The organism is Sporosarcina sp. Marseille-Q4943 (assembly GCF_943736995.1).
In the GTDB taxonomy this organism is placed as follows: Bacteria; Bacillota; Bacilli; order Bacillales_A; family Planococcaceae; genus Sporosarcina.
The window spans coordinates 1,019,531-1,035,606 of record NZ_OX031157.1 but is presented as its reverse complement, the minus strand read 5'-3'; the positions used below and the strand labels follow the sequence as shown (position 1 = coordinate 1,035,606).

General features: G+C 46.3%; 12 protein-coding genes and 1 riboswitch. Of the genes, 11 read left to right on the top strand and 1 reads right to left on the bottom strand.

Annotated elements, in window-relative coordinates; translation table 11 throughout:
- The first annotated feature begins 170 nt into the window (after positions 1-170).
- The 11 genes from NIT04_RS14200 to NIT04_RS14150 all read left to right on the top strand — a co-directional run bounded on the left by NIT04_RS14200 (position 171) and on the right by NIT04_RS14150 (position 11,051).
- Positions 171-1,169 (top strand): YecA family protein, encoded by a 999-nt coding sequence (locus NIT04_RS14200; protein ID WP_252504191.1) that lies wholly within the window; start codon positions 171-173, stop codon positions 1,167-1,169.
- A 121-nt stretch (positions 1,170-1,290) separates the two neighbouring features.
- Positions 1,291-1,773: an NUDIX hydrolase gene (locus NIT04_RS14195; protein WP_252504190.1), complete on the top strand. Its 483-nt coding sequence runs from the start codon at positions 1,291-1,293 to the stop codon at positions 1,771-1,773.
- 255 nt (positions 1,774-2,028) lie between these two features.
- A riboswitch (TPP riboswitch) is annotated at positions 2,029-2,135 on the top strand.
- A 78-nt stretch (positions 2,136-2,213) separates the two neighbouring features.
- Positions 2,214-2,795, top strand: a complete 582-nt coding sequence (locus NIT04_RS14190) for a Ykof family thiamine-binding protein (protein WP_252504189.1) — start codon at positions 2,214-2,216, stop codon at positions 2,793-2,795.
- 1 nt (position 2,796) lies between these two features.
- Complete coding sequence (locus NIT04_RS14185) at positions 2,797-3,378, top strand: ECF transporter S component (protein WP_252504188.1); 582 nt, start codon at positions 2,797-2,799, stop codon at positions 3,376-3,378.
- Positions 3,371-4,741: an ABC transporter ATP-binding protein gene (locus NIT04_RS14180; protein WP_252504187.1), complete on the top strand. Its 1,371-nt coding sequence runs from the start codon at positions 3,371-3,373 to the stop codon at positions 4,739-4,741. The genes NIT04_RS14185 and NIT04_RS14180 overlap by 8 nt, the downstream gene beginning before the upstream one ends.
- On the top strand, positions 4,722-5,477 hold the full coding sequence (locus NIT04_RS14175) for an energy-coupling factor transporter transmembrane protein EcfT (protein ID WP_252504186.1): 756 nt from the start codon (positions 4,722-4,724) through the stop codon (positions 5,475-5,477). Before NIT04_RS14180 ends, NIT04_RS14175 begins: the two co-directional genes overlap by 20 nt.
- A gap of 120 nt (positions 5,478-5,597) precedes the next feature.
- Positions 5,598-6,920 carry a Zn-dependent hydrolase gene (locus tag NIT04_RS14170; protein WP_252504185.1) on the top strand — a complete coding sequence of 441 codons (1,323 nt, stop codon included), beginning with the start codon at positions 5,598-5,600 and terminating at the stop codon, positions 6,918-6,920.
- On the top strand, positions 6,913-7,986 hold the full coding sequence (locus NIT04_RS14165; protein WP_252504184.1) for a metallophosphoesterase: 1,074 nt from the start codon (positions 6,913-6,915) through the stop codon (positions 7,984-7,986). The genes NIT04_RS14170 and NIT04_RS14165 overlap by 8 nt, the downstream gene beginning before the upstream one ends.
- Positions 7,987-8,232: 246 nt before the next feature.
- Positions 8,233-8,838 (top strand): VanZ family protein, encoded by a 606-nt coding sequence (locus NIT04_RS14160; protein ID WP_252504183.1) that lies wholly within the window; start codon positions 8,233-8,235, stop codon positions 8,836-8,838.
- 208 nt (positions 8,839-9,046) lie between these two features.
- The gene (rsgA, locus tag NIT04_RS14155) at positions 9,047-10,126 is read left to right on the top strand and encodes a ribosome small subunit-dependent GTPase A (protein WP_252505118.1); all 1,080 of its coding nucleotides are present in this window, start codon (positions 9,047-9,049) and stop codon (positions 10,124-10,126) included.
- A 157-nt stretch (positions 10,127-10,283) separates the two neighbouring features.
- On the top strand, positions 10,284-11,051 hold the full coding sequence (locus NIT04_RS14150; RefSeq protein WP_252504182.1) for a TerC family protein: 768 nt from the start codon (positions 10,284-10,286) through the stop codon (positions 11,049-11,051).
- A gap of 187 nt (positions 11,052-11,238) precedes the next feature.
- Here NIT04_RS14150 and NIT04_RS14145 read toward each other — a convergent pair whose 3' ends face one another.
- The gene (locus tag NIT04_RS14145; protein ID WP_252504181.1) at positions 11,239-15,705 is read right to left on the bottom strand and encodes a S8 family peptidase; all 4,467 of its coding nucleotides are present in this window, start codon (positions 15,703-15,705) and stop codon (positions 11,239-11,241) included.
- Positions 15,706-16,076: the final 371 nt, after the last annotated feature.

Here is a 16,076-nt window from a genome sequence, read left to right as displayed (position 1 = left end):
GAGTCAACCGCTCAGGCGATTGGCTCTTTTCATTTCCGAGGATATTAATCCATCTCCAACGGCCTAAAGATTCAGTTGAGAAGCCAAAACAAGAAATTGGAACCGTTTCGAAAAGGCCAGATAAATGGTAAAATGGAAGAGTTGTAAATTAGGTAAGGGAAGTGTTGTAAATGATTGGACGAAATGATCCATGCCCTTGTGGTAGTGGAAAGAAATATAAGAAATGCTGTCAGTCGAAACAGGCTGTTTCTGTGGAAATGGTTCAAATGGAAGAATTGGAAGGGATATTGCAGACATTTTATGATGTGTATCCGGAGCGGAAAGACATCCCGGATTACTTGGAACTGGCGAATCAATGGAAACGTTCTTTGAATACATATTTGCCCGAAGAAGAGATGATTGAAGCGATTTGTTTGGATGAATTCTTTTTCCATCATCGACCGGACATTTGGACCGGATACTTGGACAAACAGAAGAAAAAGCTGTTGCGTCCTTCCGTTTTGCGAGTCATCGACACATGGCGGCAACCCGAAGCGATCATCGGGGAAGTGATTGACGTTGAAGATAGCTACATTACGGTGAAATCAATCTTTAACGGCGAAGTGATCCGGTTACGACGGGAAAGCGAGAAGCCGGTTCCAGTAGGTGTACACTTATTCTGTTTCATGCTGCCTGACGGTACAGGAGTGGAAAGTCAGTATTTGGCCGTATCGAGCCTCATCTTTTTCCCGACAGATCATACAGAAGTGATCAAGGAATTTGCAAATCAATTTGCATCAGGCGAAGAGCAAGATATCAGTGCATTCTTAAAGGAAAACGCCATGAATTTCTGGATGTTGCTTGGTCAAAACGGATATCAAGGCGGGGAATTCACTGAATTTGAGGCAACCGTTTTGCTCGATGTCATGGCTTTCCTCGAACAACATGACCGTACTACAACAAAATTATTGGATATCGTTGAAGACTTTTTAGTGGAACAGCAACCGAATGCCCGTAAAGAAACAGCAATCGCAGCTGGTGCGATCCGATTCGGTCAAGAGCATTCGTTTATTGAGCCGCTTTCTATGACATTGAAAGAAATCGCTGAGTGGTTCGATGTTTCGCCATCATCCATGAATAAATATTATAAGGAATTGGATGCTTATTACCTCTCCCCAGTCGAGAGTTGAATCATTATCCACCTCTTGCCCTTAAAAGCAGGAGGTGGATTTTTTTGTAACTTTCATTATTATCCGAAGATTGCTAGAATTGAAAAGGGAAGGTTTATTTGAAGAAAAGGGGATGGGGACAATGGCAATGCCTACGCATATTGTAGCCTGTGGGGCACTCGTTGAAGACAGGGAAGGGAAACTATTAATCGTTAAAACGCATCATGGCGGATGGGTGTTTCCGGGTGGACAGGTCGAAATCGGAGAGAACCTGATAGATGGGGTGATCCGGGAAGTGAAAGAGGAAAGCGGCATTGATGTGGAAGTGTCCCACCTGATTGGGGTGTACACGAACTCGGCCATCTATAAATGGTACGACGGAGTGACGGACGTCCCGACGAAGGTGATGTTCGACTTTGCGTGCAAGCCGGTCGGCGGGGAGCTGTGCACGTCCGATGAGACGTCGGATTGCAAGTGGGTTCCTAAGGAAGAAGTGCTTGCGTATATTACACAACCTGCGATTCGCGCTCGCATTGAAGAGTATTTCAAGTTTGACGGGAATGTGGAGTACCAAGAATATGTGACGCATCCGGAATTTGAAGTGAAACTGAGCAGGAAGGTGTAGTGAATGGTGCAGTTATGCGTGAATAAATCGTTTTATGCGTCTATTTGGCGGTTTATGAGCTTTTCCTGCTGGTTATGCGTAAGTATTCGATTTTATGCGCCAAAGCTTGGATTTATGCGTGAATAAACAACTTTATGCGTATCTGCACTAGAGTTTCTATACCATACGGACGAAAGTATGAGTTTGCCAGATTTCATTTACAATAAAAAATTCTTCGTCTATACTAATGGCAGCATAGAATTCAACTACATACCGTTTCTGCACTAGGGGTGCCCAATATTGGCTGAGATGCGAGCAATGGCTCCGATCCCTTATGACCCGATCAGGATAATACCTGCGTGGGGAAGTGTAGTGGCTTTCCGATTGTTTCATATTGGAGAAGTACTACATCTTCCGGGATGTAGTTTTTTTTATGGAATTTTTATTGGAGGTCGAAGGAAATGAACTGTGGATTAAGTCCAATCGTCGGATTTCGTTTTTCGTTGTATCCGATGGCAGATGATTTTGTAAGTGTAATTAAAGGAGCATTGGAACAAACGGATACGTCAAATGTGTGGATGCATACGGATGATGTATCGACCGTCATTCGGGGCAAACAGGTCCATGTCTTTAACGTGGCAAAGGCGATTACATTACATGCTGCGAAAACGGGCAAACATATTGCGTTATCTGGGACGTTTTCGGCTGGTTGCCCAGGTGATACAGCGGGAGACGTGTATTTGGATAAAGGGGAGAAGATCGCGAATACGGATGCGACGAAGCAATATGTCTCCTCCCAATTTGCGCTGTATCCGATGAATAATCCGGCGTATATGGACATCATTTATCGCGAAGTGGACCGGGCGAAGGAGCAAGGCGTGTTTAATGAATCAATGCATTATGCAAGCGGTATTCACGGGGATATCCATGACGTGTTTGCATTTTACGAAGAAGCGTTTAGCAATGCGCGTTCGGAAGAGCATAGGCATCTCGTCATGACCGTCTCGATGAGCATCAACAGTCCGTCGCATGGAGGACTGTAAAATGCTCAAGTCATGGAAGTTGAAAGAAGTTGTTCTCATGTCGTTGTTTTCAGTCGTGTTCGGGATTGTCTATTTGCTGTTTCTGCATGTGGGGAATATATGGTCGGGGTTCATTGGTCCGATCGCTTATGAATGGATGTTCGGCATTTGGTTCATCGTGTCGATCATTTGCATGTACATTATCCGGAAACCTGGCGCGGCTGTCATTTCGGAAACGATTGCCGCTGCCGTTGAGGTACTGTTAGGGAATGCAATCGGTCCGCGTTTGATACTTGTTGGTGTCATACAGGGATTAGGCGCTGAGGCGGCTTTCGCTGCGACGCGCTATCGGCGTTTTGATTTATGGGTATTGATGTTGGCGGGGGCCGGGTCCTCGGTATTCAGCTTCATCTATGGCTACTTCTTAGGCGGATTCGCGGTGTTCAGCACAGGCTATGTAATGCTCATGCTTGGCATCCGGATTGTCAGCGGAGCAGTCATTGCAGGCATTGGCGGTAAAATGGTCGTCGATGGATTGCTCGCTTCAGGATCGCTCCGTGGATATGAGATTACGCGTGTGAAGAAAGGTGAGGCCCGTGCCTGAAGTGATCCGGTTCGATAACGTAAGTTTTCGCTATCCTGATGATGAGGAATGGATTTTGGAAGATCTATCACTGTCAATCAATCGTGGGGAAAGAGTCGTCATTACGGGGCCTAGCGGGAGCGGCAAGACGACATTGCTTTATTTATGCAACCGGTTGTATCCGGAAAACTGCGATGGCATCGTCAAGGGCACCGTTTCATTATTCAATAAAGAAAGCCAGTCCTATTCACCTGGAGAAGTGAATCACCGGATTGCGACGGTTTTTCAAGATCCGGATGCACAGTTTTGCATGCAGACTGTCGAAGAGGAGCTTGCCTTTACGCTTGAAAACTTGAACGTGGATCGGGATGAAATGGATGGAAGGATCAGAGATGTGCTGGAGCTGACGGGATTGACCGATTTCCGTTATTCCGTCATTCAACAGCTGTCCGGCGGGGAAAAGCAGCGGATTGCGACAGCGTGTGCATTGATCATGGAGCCGGAAGTCCTTCTCCTCGATGAACCGATCTCCCATTTGGATCCATATACTTCGAAGCAGTTCATCGATTGGCTGGATGAGCTTCAGAAGAAACGGTCTCTGACGATCTTAGCAATTGAGCATCAGCTCGATTTATGGGGCGACTTTTTCGATCGTGAAATTCAGTTGGAGCGAATAAATGATGCGGGACAGATGACGAGAAGGCTTAGCAGCAAACAGGAACTTCAGTCATTGGAAGTGGCTAAAGTCGGCACAGAGTCATTTCTAAAAGATGTTTCCTTCACATTGAACCGGGGCGAAGTTGCGATTCTTGCCGGACCGAACGGAAGCGGCAAATCGACTTTGCTGAAAGCATTATGCAAATTGATTCCTGCGAATGGAACAGTGCGACCTTCTAATTTAGGGTATGTCCCCCAATCACCGGAGTTTTTATTCGTGACGAAAACAGTTCGGGATGAAGTTGCGTTCGGTGGCGGCGCTCGTGTGGAAGAATTGCTCGATCGATTGCATTTGGAGGCAGTTGCGCATGCACATCCTTTTGCGGTGAGCCATGGGCAAAAGAGACGAGTGGCCATCGCTTCTATGCTTTGCGATGGCAGGGAAATCATCTTAATGGATGAGCCGACATCCGGGCAAGACGCCGCAGCGATGGCGGAGCTGTTCCGGTTGATCGACGAGCGGGCAAGGGAAGGGACGACCTTTTTGATCGTCACCCATGATATGGAGTTTGCGTTTCAAGTAGCGGATTCAATTTTAGTAATGAAGGATGGAGCTTTGACAGGGAAGTTTGATGCCGATCAAGTATGGCAGGATGAAGAGTTACTAGCAGCACATCATTTGCTTCAACCGAAAGGATGGGTGCAATATGAGCTCTGCTTTGCATAATATGAACCCTTCTGCAAAGTTCATTGTCATCACGGTTTGCATGTTGACGATGGCATTCTTTTTCAATCCGTGGACGCCGTTGCTTATGTGGGTCGGTGTGCTTGTCATTCAGCTGTTGTTCAGCCGGATCGATTGGAAGCTGTGGATTCTGTTCATGATTCCGTTTTTCGTCATGGCTTTCGGCTACTTTTGGACGACGCTTGTGTTTGCGGAAGACAAGTCAGGGCCAGTCGTCCTGTCGATTTGGTCGATCAATATTACGGAAGTCCAGTTGAACCATGCGTTGTCTCTAAGTTTTCGAGTCCTTGCGTTCTCCAGCTTGTCATTGTTATTCGCGTTGACGACAAACCCAGTTTCATTCATATTAAGCTTAATGCAGCAAATGAAGCTGTCACCGAAAATCGCGTACAGCATTTTGGTCGGGTATCAGTTCCTGCCTGTCCTGAAGGATGAGTTTGTGCAAATCCAGCAAGCCCATCGTCTCAGAGGAGCGATGCAAGAGAAAAATGCGATTCACCGCTTGTTGCATATGCGGAAAATACTTCTCCCGATGCTTGCGGGTGCTGTCCGGAAAGCGGAAAGGGCTGCATTCGCGATGGAAGCAAGGGGATTCACGGGTGAAAAAAGGGAAAGCTTCTACAAAGTTATTCGTGTCGGTAAGGTGGACGGGTATTTGGTCAGCCTTTTTATGCTGCTGCTCGTCATGAGCTGTATGAGTGTGCTGTATATCAATTGATTTTTCAAGAATCCCACTTGGCATATCCAAGTGGGATTTTGTGTTTCAAGGTAATACGAGAGTATGATATATTTGTTGATAGAGAATATTGATGATTCTGAAATGAAGGGGACGAGGGGAATGAAAATAATAGATAGCTTTCTCGCCAAACTAATCGCAAATTATGATGAATCCTTATCGTATGGGGGAATCGATGGCAGTAGAATTGCCGAGCGATTAAGCGAACTAGCCAGCATAGGTCAAACAGCGGAAGGTGGCGTAAATCGTCGAGGGTTTTCAGCCGAGGAAAAAGAGGCAAAGCAATTGGTGAAAGGCTGGATGGAACAAGCGGGTTTACAAGTTACGGAAGATGGAGCAGGGAATGTCTTCGGAAGACTCGAGGGAACGGCAGATGGGAAGTCGATTTTATCAGGATCGCACGTTGATAGCGTCCCTAATGGCGGAAATTTTGACGGACCACTTGGTGTAATTGTTGCATTGGAAGTGGCGGAAGCGTGGAAAGCGGCAGGGGTTCAACCGAAAAAGCCGTTTGAAGTTGTTATTTTCTCGGATGAGGAAGGTTCACGGTTTGGCACGGGATTGACGGGAAGCCATGCTGTCCTAGGCCGTTTGAATAAAAAAGATGCAGTTTTATTGAAGGATAGTGAAGGTAAATCATTCGAAACGGTCATTCAAGAATACGGGAGTACATTGGACGCTGTATGGGAAGCGAAGCGGGAAATGAAGGAAGTGGAATTGTTCGTTGAAGTTCACATCGAGCAAGGCAAGAAACTGGAAAGAAGTGACCTTCCCATTGGTGTTGTAAAAGGAATCGCAGGACCTGCATCGGTAGCCTTCACGTTCGAAGGGGAAGCGGGGCATGCAGGAAACACTCCGATGGATGACCGTAAGGATGCCGTCTTGGCGGCTGGTGAATTTATTCGCGAAGTTGCTACGTTGCCAATTCAATTCAGTGACACGGCCGTAGCGACCATTGGCAAAATGAATGTATTTCCGAATGGCACGAATGTCATCGCTCAAAAGGTTGAGTTGACCACGGATGTACGCGATATCCATGAAGAGAAACGGGATGCATTAATAGAAGCGATCATAAAGGCTGCGGAAGACGCAGGCGCAGTACATAATGTAGACGTCTTTTACCAACGGATGCTAGCAGTTGAACCATTGCTGATCGACAACACACTCAAAACAAGTTTGAAGGACTCCATGACGAAGTTCGGGATTGAACCGATGGAATTGATAAGTGGGGCGGGGCACGATGCCATGGTCATCGGGAGGGAAGTTCCTGCAGCCATGCTGTTCGTCCGCAGTAAAAAAGGAATAAGCCATAATCCGGAAGAATGGACGGACTTGAACGACTGTGTAGTAGCTGCACATGTATTGAAAGATTTTATTGAAAAGCAAATGGATCGTGCTTCAAGAGGGGATTTACCCCATGATTGAAGTAAGGAAATTAAAGTTAGAGAAAAATAGGCGAATGATCATTACGTCAGATATTCATGCAAACTTACCATTGTTTCAGCAATTGCTCGAGAAAGTGAATTATACGACAGAAGATTATTTATTCATCAACGGCGACCTTTGTGAAAAAGGGCCGGACAGCTTGTCGACGGTAGCGTTTGCGAGAAAGCTGAGCGCTGAATCTGATCGGGTTTTCATTACGAAAGGGAATTGCGATGTCGTCCACGATTATGTATTCAATCATGTCGAGGGCATTAAAAACTATATGCAGCAGCGGAAGAATTCCATTTTGAATGAAATGCTCGACCGTCAGGGGAAGACGCTCGACGAGTTCGCGACGCTGCAGGAACTTGGGGCGTTTTATCGGATTCATTTCGGTAACGTGCTAGATTGGCTGGATAGCCTGCCGATCGCCTATGAAACAGAAGACTTCATCATCATTCATGCGGGTGTGGAGGATATTCCGAATTGGAGGGAGACGAGCCGTGAATTCGCATTGTATGCTCAGGCGTTTTACGAGAAAGGGCATCAGGCGGATAAGACGGTCATCGTCGGGCATTGGCCAGTCGTCAATTATCGGGCGAAAACTGTCAGCTCAAATTGTCCGATAATCGATCGGGAGAAGAGAGTGATTGCTTTGGACGGCGGCAATCAAATCAAAAGAGACGGCCAGTTGAATGCATTGATCATTGATGGACAAGACATCACCTATACATATGTGGATGAATTGATAGAAAAAGTGATTGTTCGAAGTCATGTCGATGAAACGGGACGTGTAGGAACGGTCACCTACCCAAACTATGAATTACGCATCCTTCAAAAGGAAGATTATTTCACGTTATGTGAAAATGTGAATCTCGGCATTGAGCAGTGGATAAAAAATGAATTTATTCATGAAGGCAATTGTAAAAACGACTTAAGCACAACGTTTTTATCTGTTGAAAAAGGAGAAACCGTCTCTGTCGCTGATGATCGTAACGAAGGATATACATTAGTGAAGTCGAGCATTGGCGAAGTTGGGTGGATTCCGAAGGATTGCTTGTTGTAATAAGGAAAGCTTCGAAGGCAGGCGCCTGTCGAGGCTTTTTGTTATGGGGCAAAGATCACGAGTTGGCGATAAAGTTGTGAAAGTGACCGATAACTCATCTAGAATGATCGATAAAACGTGGGAAATGAACGATAAAATCCTGGAAATGACCGATAACTTTCTGCGGATGAAAACATCGATTGGAACATCTCCATTAATAAAATCGTCAAGCTCTATAAGAAGAAATTGGTGTCAAAAGGAGGAGCTATGTGGTTAATTAGTACATATGTCATCGAGATGCTAGCGTATATGGTTGTTGCGCTTCCAGTTTACATACTCATACGCACGGTCATCGTCAAAAGAAGAAAACTGCCCGTTGACAAATTGCATGAGCTGCTACTTGCCCTATTTATTCTCTACTTAGTCGGGCTCGCCTCCCAGACGATTATTCCGAAGTGGAATATGGGTGTCGACGGGAGTACGGGAAAGTTCTTTTTTGATGTTTATTTTTTTGATCGTCTATCGAGCGTCAATATCATTCCATTCCGAACGATCACGAATTACTTTCATGCGAATGAGTATGTGAGCGGTTGGAGCAGCGTTTCGCTTGTGAATCTTCTCGGCAATCTGTTCGTTTTTTCTCCGATTGGATTTTTCATTCCACTCTTGTGGAAAAGGATGCGTTCGTTCGGTAAAATCGCATTCATCGGTTTAGGAGTAACTTGCTTCATTGAAAGCACCCAGTATTTCATTGGCCGAAGTGTAGATATTGACGATATCATTTTGAATACAATCGGTGTAGTTTTCGGATATGGCGTCTATCTCGTCTGGAAAGTGTTTGCTAAGCATGAAAAAATTGTTGACCGTGAATAATCGTTTTGTTATGATGAAAACAACTTTCAGAAAGCGGGTGATGTTTTATGGCGAAAATCAATATGGCTATTGCACAATTGATCGGCACCATAATTTCACCTGCCATGCCTTCGTAATAGGCATGTCTATTCTGTTATGCGCGTGAAAGCATGGTGTCCGATCCGGAACCATGCTTTTTTATTTACTCATAACAGGAGGAAGAACATTGATTAATTTAAAAGAATACGGTTGGAATCAATTCCATCAAGATAATATGGAAGCTATAGTGGAAGAACTAAAAGCGGACAATTGCGTTCCAGGACGTGTGACGCTTGAACATAAAAGGATGTACCGTGTCATGACAGCGGATGGGGAATGGCTCTCTGTCTGTTCGGGCGCATTTCAGCATGCGGCCCACGAACGAAGGGATTTTCCTGCTGTCGGCGATTGGGTGGCCGTTGAAAGAATGCCTGGGGAAGAGCGCGGCATCATCCACGCCATCTTGCCGAGGACGTCACTGTTCTCAAGGAAATCGGCGGGATCAACAATTTCGGAACAGATCATTGCAGTGAATGTCGACATCGTTTTTCTCGTCATGTCGATGAACTATGATTTCAATGCAAGACGATTGGAACGTTACTTAGTTGCGGCTTATGATTCTGGAGCGACGCCGGTTGTCGTCCTGACGAAAATGGATCTTAGCGATGATCCGGATCATTATTTGGAATTGGCGAGGGCAATCGCATTCGGCACGGATGTTTTCCCAGTGAGCAATACAACCGGGGAAGGGATTGAACAGATTACGGATATGCTGAAAAACGGCAAGACTGCTGCATTACTAGGTTCTTCCGGCGTCGGGAAATCATCGCTCGTCAATTCGATTTGCGGTGAAGGGAAGATGGAGGTGCAAGGCATTCGCGAAGATGATGCAAAAGGAAGACATACGACGACCCACCGGGAACTCATCAAAATTCCAACAGGGGGAGTGCTCATCGACACGCCGGGAATGAGGGAATTCCAACTGTGGAATGAAAGTGAGAGCCTCGACGCTGGATTCAAAGATATCGAGGAACTATCCGCTTCCTGCAAATTCGGTGATTGCCGGCATGAAAGCGAACCCGGCTGTGCAATCCGAAATGCGCTTGAAACCGGAGAGTTGTCAGCAGAACGTTATGGTAACTACGTAAAACTCCAAAAGGAAATCGCCTTCCTCGATCGTAAAATGGATCGCCAAGCGCAAGCCGCCGAACGGGATAAATGGAAGAAGATAACGAAAGGAATGCGGAAGCATCCGTCGAAAAAGAAGTGAATTGTATAACAAGGGGAAAGGTATAAAATCCTTTCCCCTTGTTTTTTTGCTTCCTCAGCAGAATTCAATGTTGGTTCCGATTCAAAATTAGAATACTCTTTGCAGGTTGGGGCAATCTACAGGTGAAGTATTGACAAAGTAGATTGGGGAGTATTAGATGGAGTCAATATGGCTGGAGTATGCCTGGACGCTGTTAATCCTTATAGGGTTGGAAGCTTTATTATCGGCTGATAATGCTCTTGTACTTGCAGTTATTGCTAAGCATTTACCTGACGATCAGAAAAAAAGGGCAATCAATTACGGAATCATCATGGCCTTCGTTTTTCGATTTGCTGCTCTTTTTGCAATTTCTTTTATTGCGAATGTCTGGCAAATACAGGCGATTGGAGCTGCCTATCTTCTTTATTTAGGATTGAAGCATGTCATTAAGGCACGATTCGGGAAAGAAAATAATAATATTCATAAGGACGACGAAAAGGAATCGGCTGGTAAAGGTTTTTGGCCGACAGTAGGGAAAATTGCATTAGCCGATCTCGCATTTGCAATCGATTCAATTTTGGCGGCAGTAGCACTTGCCCTTGGTCTCCCAGATTCCCCACTCGGCAATTTTGGCGGCATGGATGGAGGGCAATTTATCGTTGTTGTTATAGGCGGTGTTGCTGGCCTTGTCCTCATCAAGTTTGCAGCAAGCTGGTTTGTGAAACTTCTCGACAAACGCCCGGCATTGGAAACAACAGCCTATGCCATTGTTGCATGGGTAGGTGTCAAACTAGCCGTCATAACCCTCGCACATAAGGATATAGCTGTCTTAGACCGTGATTTCCCCCACAGTACTGCTTGGACCATGATTTTTTACGGAGTATTAGTAGCTATTGCTCTGATTGGTTGGTTTGCTCCTAGCAATAAGTCGAAACTGGAAAATTAATGAAAAGATGAGAACGTTCTATTAATCGGGACGTTGAAGGTAGAAGTTCCCAAGACGGAGATAACATTCATTATTCAATAGATAATTTTCTTTACCCAATAGATAAGATGCCATATTCAATAGATAATTTAAAAAAGGCCGAGGCCTTCATCGAGAACCAATTCGATGAGGCCACGGCCCATTTTACTTATTCGGCTTGTTCAGCCGTTTCTTCAGCTTCAACTGCTCCTTCATCAGTTCCTTCAGCCTCGTCCACTTCGTTCACTTGGCCGAGATTGATGAACAGTTTTCCGTCCGCGAGCTTCCTTCCTTCATTTCCGAAGCTATCAACAACTTTCACTTCGACTCGTGCTCCGTCAGCCGTGACGCCTAATGGAACTGTCCAGTAGCCGACGTAATGGCCAGGCGATACCTCGCTCATCGGCAATTCAGTCGCGTTTGTCACTTCTTTGTCGCCGAGATTCGTGAGTGGCATGTGGATGACATACGTTGCTCTCAATCCTGGCTCGCTGTCGAATTCAAATTTAACGGATTTCCCGGTTACTAAATGGACATCCTCTTTTGGTGTTAAATTTGAAATTTCTGGTGCCGTATATTTTGCGGTGACGGAAACGGTTTGAGTCGTTTCATTCCCCGCAGCATCTGTAGCGACGACAGTAATGGAATTCAAACCATCATCCAATAGGATCCGTTTGGAGTAAGTGCCATCTCCGGAAACAGCGGCTTGTTGGCCATTTACGGTCACCGATTTAAGATGGTCGTCCACGACTGTACCTTCCACCGTTATGGTTTCCCGGTTTGTCGTTTCTCCGTCTTTCGGGTTCGTTATCGTCAATTCCGGTTTCATCGTATCCAATGTCACTGTCACAGGGTTTGAAGTGCCTGTCTTGCGACCATCTAAAAGAGACACGGCAGTAAACTCATTAGCTCCCTCTGTCAGAACTGTTTGGAATGAAAACTTTCCATCATTCCCAATGACAATGGAATCCACTTCTTGACCATTATTGTGCAAAGAAATTGTCGTTGTCGGTGTAGCAGTACCTTCAATGACGATGTTCTCTTCATTTGTAACGGTGCCGGTTTCAGGGGAAGTGATTTCCGGTTCGAACACTTCGAAGCTGACGCGTGCCCGGATCATATAGTTCCCTTCTGCGGCAGGTGCAGGTGACCAAGAGCCAACGAACTGATAACTTCTTTTCGCATTCGTTCCGTTCTCATCCGTTGCGAGACCAGGCGCATACGGATTCGCTGCGGTTTGGATGTACACCATGTAGAAGTCGCCGTTCACGACGATATTGTGCTCGGTCAAATCGACGACAGTCCAGTCGCCATTCCGTTTCGCCTGTGCGTCGATCGGTCCGGCGATTTTTTGTCCCGGAGCACCGTCAGTACCTGTTGCATCCCACACTTCAACCGCAAATGCAGTTCCGCCCGGTACCGGCCATTCAGTATCCCAGAAACGGAAAACGCCTTCTGTGACAATTCCTGTATCATTGCCTTCCGGTAAAGACATTTTGACGCCCCAACCATTTCCTGCATCGTAAAACGCACGTGCGTTTTCAGCAGTTCCGTCGTCATATCCGATTTCGCCTCCAGGATACGTATAGAACGGTTCCAATACGAAGTCGAATGACGGTTGACCGCCAATATTGATTGTTGCCTCTTGTCCGTGATAGCCACGCGCCACTACTTTCAGCGTATACTCGCCTTCATAGGCGGTGATGGCGAAATGCCCTGATGCGTCCGTTTGGACAGGGGAGATGTTCGCATCTTCCATTAGGAGCAATGTCGCGCCTTCAATCGGATCACCTGTCGATTGATCCGTCACAGTCCCGCTAATTGTTGCCTGCGGCATTTCTTCCAATGTGAAATTGGCAATTGTCGTTTCATCCGCATTGATTGTTACGGATTGCGCTTTCGATTGGTATCCGTACGCTTCCGCTTTCGCCGTGAACGTGCCCGCGCCGTGTGTCAAAGAGTACGAGCCGTTTGCCGGGCTTGTATAGACGGAGCGATCCGTTTCAAGAATGCTCACTTGAGCGCCTAATGGAAGAAGGACGGGTGCAGCTTTATCCTCCTCGGTAGGAGGAGCAGGTTCTTCTTTTGGCATTACAGGCTTGATCGTCTTAGGATCGACCGGTGTTTCAAGTGCATCTTTTCCTTTTTCAATAATGATGTCTGGATTTTTTTCTTTGCCAGGTTTTAAGGCGTTAGGTGCACTTTGCTCCTTGTTATTAAATAAGTTGTTTTTCGGTGTTGCCGAGATAGTAGTTGCTTGGGATTGATCGCTCAACGCGACATCGTCGATATACCAGCCCTCTCTTACTACGCTTCCATCGGAGAACGCATTAAATCCGATATAGACACGCTGGCCGCTATATGCAGACAGGTCCACTTCTGCATCAATCCAACCATTCGAAGCACCTTGGATCATGCGAAGCTGCGTCCAATTTTGCCCATCCGTGGAAATGAACACATGTCCATAATCCCAAGCTCTTCCTGAAGAGGACTGTTCGAAATTATGCCATTGCTTGAACTGCAAGTAAGCAGCGCCTTCCGGAAGATCAACCGGCGGCATGACGAGCGTGGCATTCATATTGCTCTCATACATTCCGGCTAAATTCGTGGCATATACATTTTCGCCTGAAGCTGCATTGCCAGGGCCGGAAGTTGGTTTGCCCCATTCCCAGCTGTTTTTATTCCCGAACGAAGTCCAACCAACCGGCATTTGTTCGAAATCCTCGAAATAACCAACCGTGATGCCAGGTTTGACTTGTACCGTGAATTCTTCGCTCGATACTTCGTTGTTGCCGAAATCGTTGATGACCCATTTGTAAATGAATGCATTACCGGAAATGAGATCACCGGAAACTTTTACACCGTATTCCCCTGATAGGTAATCACCCGATTTCCGTTCAGCTTTTAAAGAATTCCATTGACCATTCGCATTTACGTACTGTAACGTCACAGAGGAAACGCTAATATTGTCCGTTACATGGATGCGTAAATCCAAATCCATACCTGCATACGTTTCAGTTGGCGCTGAATGTTCGAAAGCAGGCGGTTCATGATCATCGCCTTGCTTTGTCACCTGACCTTCCAGCTGTCCGAGACCGCTCGCGATCGATGAAACGGCTGCATATGCATCGACTAATCCATAGCCATACCCATGGTTAGGGGAAGTCGGATACACAGTGTCCGTTAACGGCGTCGCTGTAGTGAGCAGGATTTGTTCCATTTCCTCGACGGTAATCGAAGCGTTCACTTGTCGGAGCAAGGCAGCAACGCCTGACACGGCAGGACCTGCCATGGATGTACCATTCCAGCCGCCTTCATAGCTGCCGCCCGGAACGGAAGACCGGATGTTAACACCAGGTGCCGAGATGTCAGGTTTTATCTGATTGTAAGGGGAAGGGCCCCGTAGTGAGAAGCTTGCCACTTTATTATTAATATCTGTTGCGCCTGTGGCAAAGGACTCCGGATAGTTCGCAGGTGCTGCGACCGATCCAGGTCCACCTGGATTGAAAAGTGTCGTGTTGCCAGCGGAGAATTCAGGGAAGATTTCCGCGGCGCGCCAGTTTCTGACGACATCCCGGTACCATTCATCGAGTCCAGGTCCGCCGCCCCAAGAGTTATTGACTACGTCCGGAGCTAAGTCAACCCGCGCATTGCCGTTAGCATCTGTTGGTGCGAGAATCCATTGGGCAGCGGCCAATAAATCACGGTCCGTCCCGCCGCTAGCAGTGAATGCCTTCACTGCTATCCATTTCGCTCCAGGAGCGACACCGATTTTGTTATTTCCGTTCGGTTCGCTTCCGACCATCGTGCCGGTTACATGTGTACCGTGTCCATGATCGTCGTAAGGGGTTGTCCGTCCCGCAGTTGCATCAAACCAGTTGTAGTTGTGGTTCACTTCACCTGTTACCGAGTTGTAGCCACGGTATTTCTGTTTCAATGCAGGGTGATCCCATTGCGCGCCTGTATCAATGCTTGCAACGACAGTTCCCGACCCGTCGATCCCCATGTCCCAAGCTTGAGGGGCATTGACACGCTCAACATTCCATTCGACATTCGCCAGTTGCGATTTCGGGGCTTCTGCGTCATCAACGACTGTCGTTTGCAATTGACGAGTTTCATTCGGCAGGACCTTATCGACTTCCTCGAATGTGGCAATCGCTTGCGCAACTTCCTTCGTCGCCGTCACTGCCATGCCGTTGACGATAAAGTAGGAAGTGATGTCTTTTGCTTTGCCGGCTTTCACTTGCTCTTCAAGATATTGTTTGACATTTTGCTGTGATTCTAAGGATGTCAATCGTAATTCGGAGACGACTGCCGATCTTGTCAACATGACCGATTGCTTTCCGGAAAGGTTTGCCTCGCTTGCCTGTTGCTTTGCCGCAACCGCGACCTGCTCCGTATCCGTCTGGTCCTTAAACTTGATTAGAAAGGTGACCATGCTGTCATCTTTAAAACTGTCGAGCAATCGATTGCTGACTTTCTCTTTTGCAATCTCATTCGAGTCTCTTGCCGACTGATGCAGTTGCTTGTTCATTCCCGTGTTTGCCGCCATTGCAGGTGTCATTAATGAAAACACCATCAGGATTGTTGCTGCAACGCTGAAGTATCTCATCCGTCTACGCTTCCTCAATTCCATTCCTCCTTTTTTGTTTCGACCATCCCTTATCCGAACCATCAAAAAAACACCCTTCGCCCCCTTTCTGTCATTTTAAAGGTTCTCTGGTGTCGGAATCTCCGTATCTGGCTGTCTAGTAATATTATACAATTATTAAATTAGAATTAAATACTAAATCATCTGACTAATCAATAAATAATGATAAGTAACTAACTTGGCTCCATTGGAATAGGGAATTTCATCACGGTTTAGTATTGATTGAGAAAAGTCAAATAGTTAGCGTTAATGCTTTAGGTAAAGGGTTTGTGAGTATTGTGAAGAAGAAGGTGACTGAGAAGTGATAATGGAGGAAAAAAGAAAATAATATAGAAGACCTATATTTGGAATGAAAT

Excerpts from the sequence above, each read along its gene's own strand:
- NIT04_RS14200 (WP_252504191.1), top strand. The coding sequence starts at position 171 with ATGATTGGACGAAATGATCCATGCCCTTGTGGTAGTGGAAAGAAATAT.
- NIT04_RS14195 (WP_252504190.1), top strand. The coding sequence starts at position 1,291 with ATGGCAATGCCTACGCATATTGTAGCCTGTGGGGCACTCGTTGAAGAC.
- NIT04_RS14190 (WP_252504189.1), top strand. The coding sequence starts at position 2,214 with ATGAACTGTGGATTAAGTCCAATCGTCGGATTTCGTTTTTCGTTGTAT.
- NIT04_RS14185 (WP_252504188.1), top strand. The coding sequence starts at position 2,797 with ATGCTCAAGTCATGGAAGTTGAAAGAAGTTGTTCTCATGTCGTTGTTT.
- NIT04_RS14175 (WP_252504186.1), top strand. The coding sequence starts at position 4,722 with ATGAGCTCTGCTTTGCATAATATGAACCCTTCTGCAAAGTTCATTGTC.
- NIT04_RS14170 (WP_252504185.1), top strand. The coding sequence starts at position 5,598 with ATGAAAATAATAGATAGCTTTCTCGCCAAACTAATCGCAAATTATGAT.
- NIT04_RS14165 (WP_252504184.1), top strand. The coding sequence starts at position 6,913 with ATGATTGAAGTAAGGAAATTAAAGTTAGAGAAAAATAGGCGAATGATC.
- NIT04_RS14160 (WP_252504183.1), top strand. The coding sequence starts at position 8,233 with ATGTGGTTAATTAGTACATATGTCATCGAGATGCTAGCGTATATGGTT.
- NIT04_RS14150 (WP_252504182.1), top strand. The coding sequence starts at position 10,284 with ATGGAGTCAATATGGCTGGAGTATGCCTGGACGCTGTTAATCCTTATA.
- NIT04_RS14145 (WP_252504181.1), bottom strand. The coding sequence starts at position 15,705 with ATGGAATTGAGGAAGCGTAGACGGATGAGATACTTCAGCGTTGCAGCA.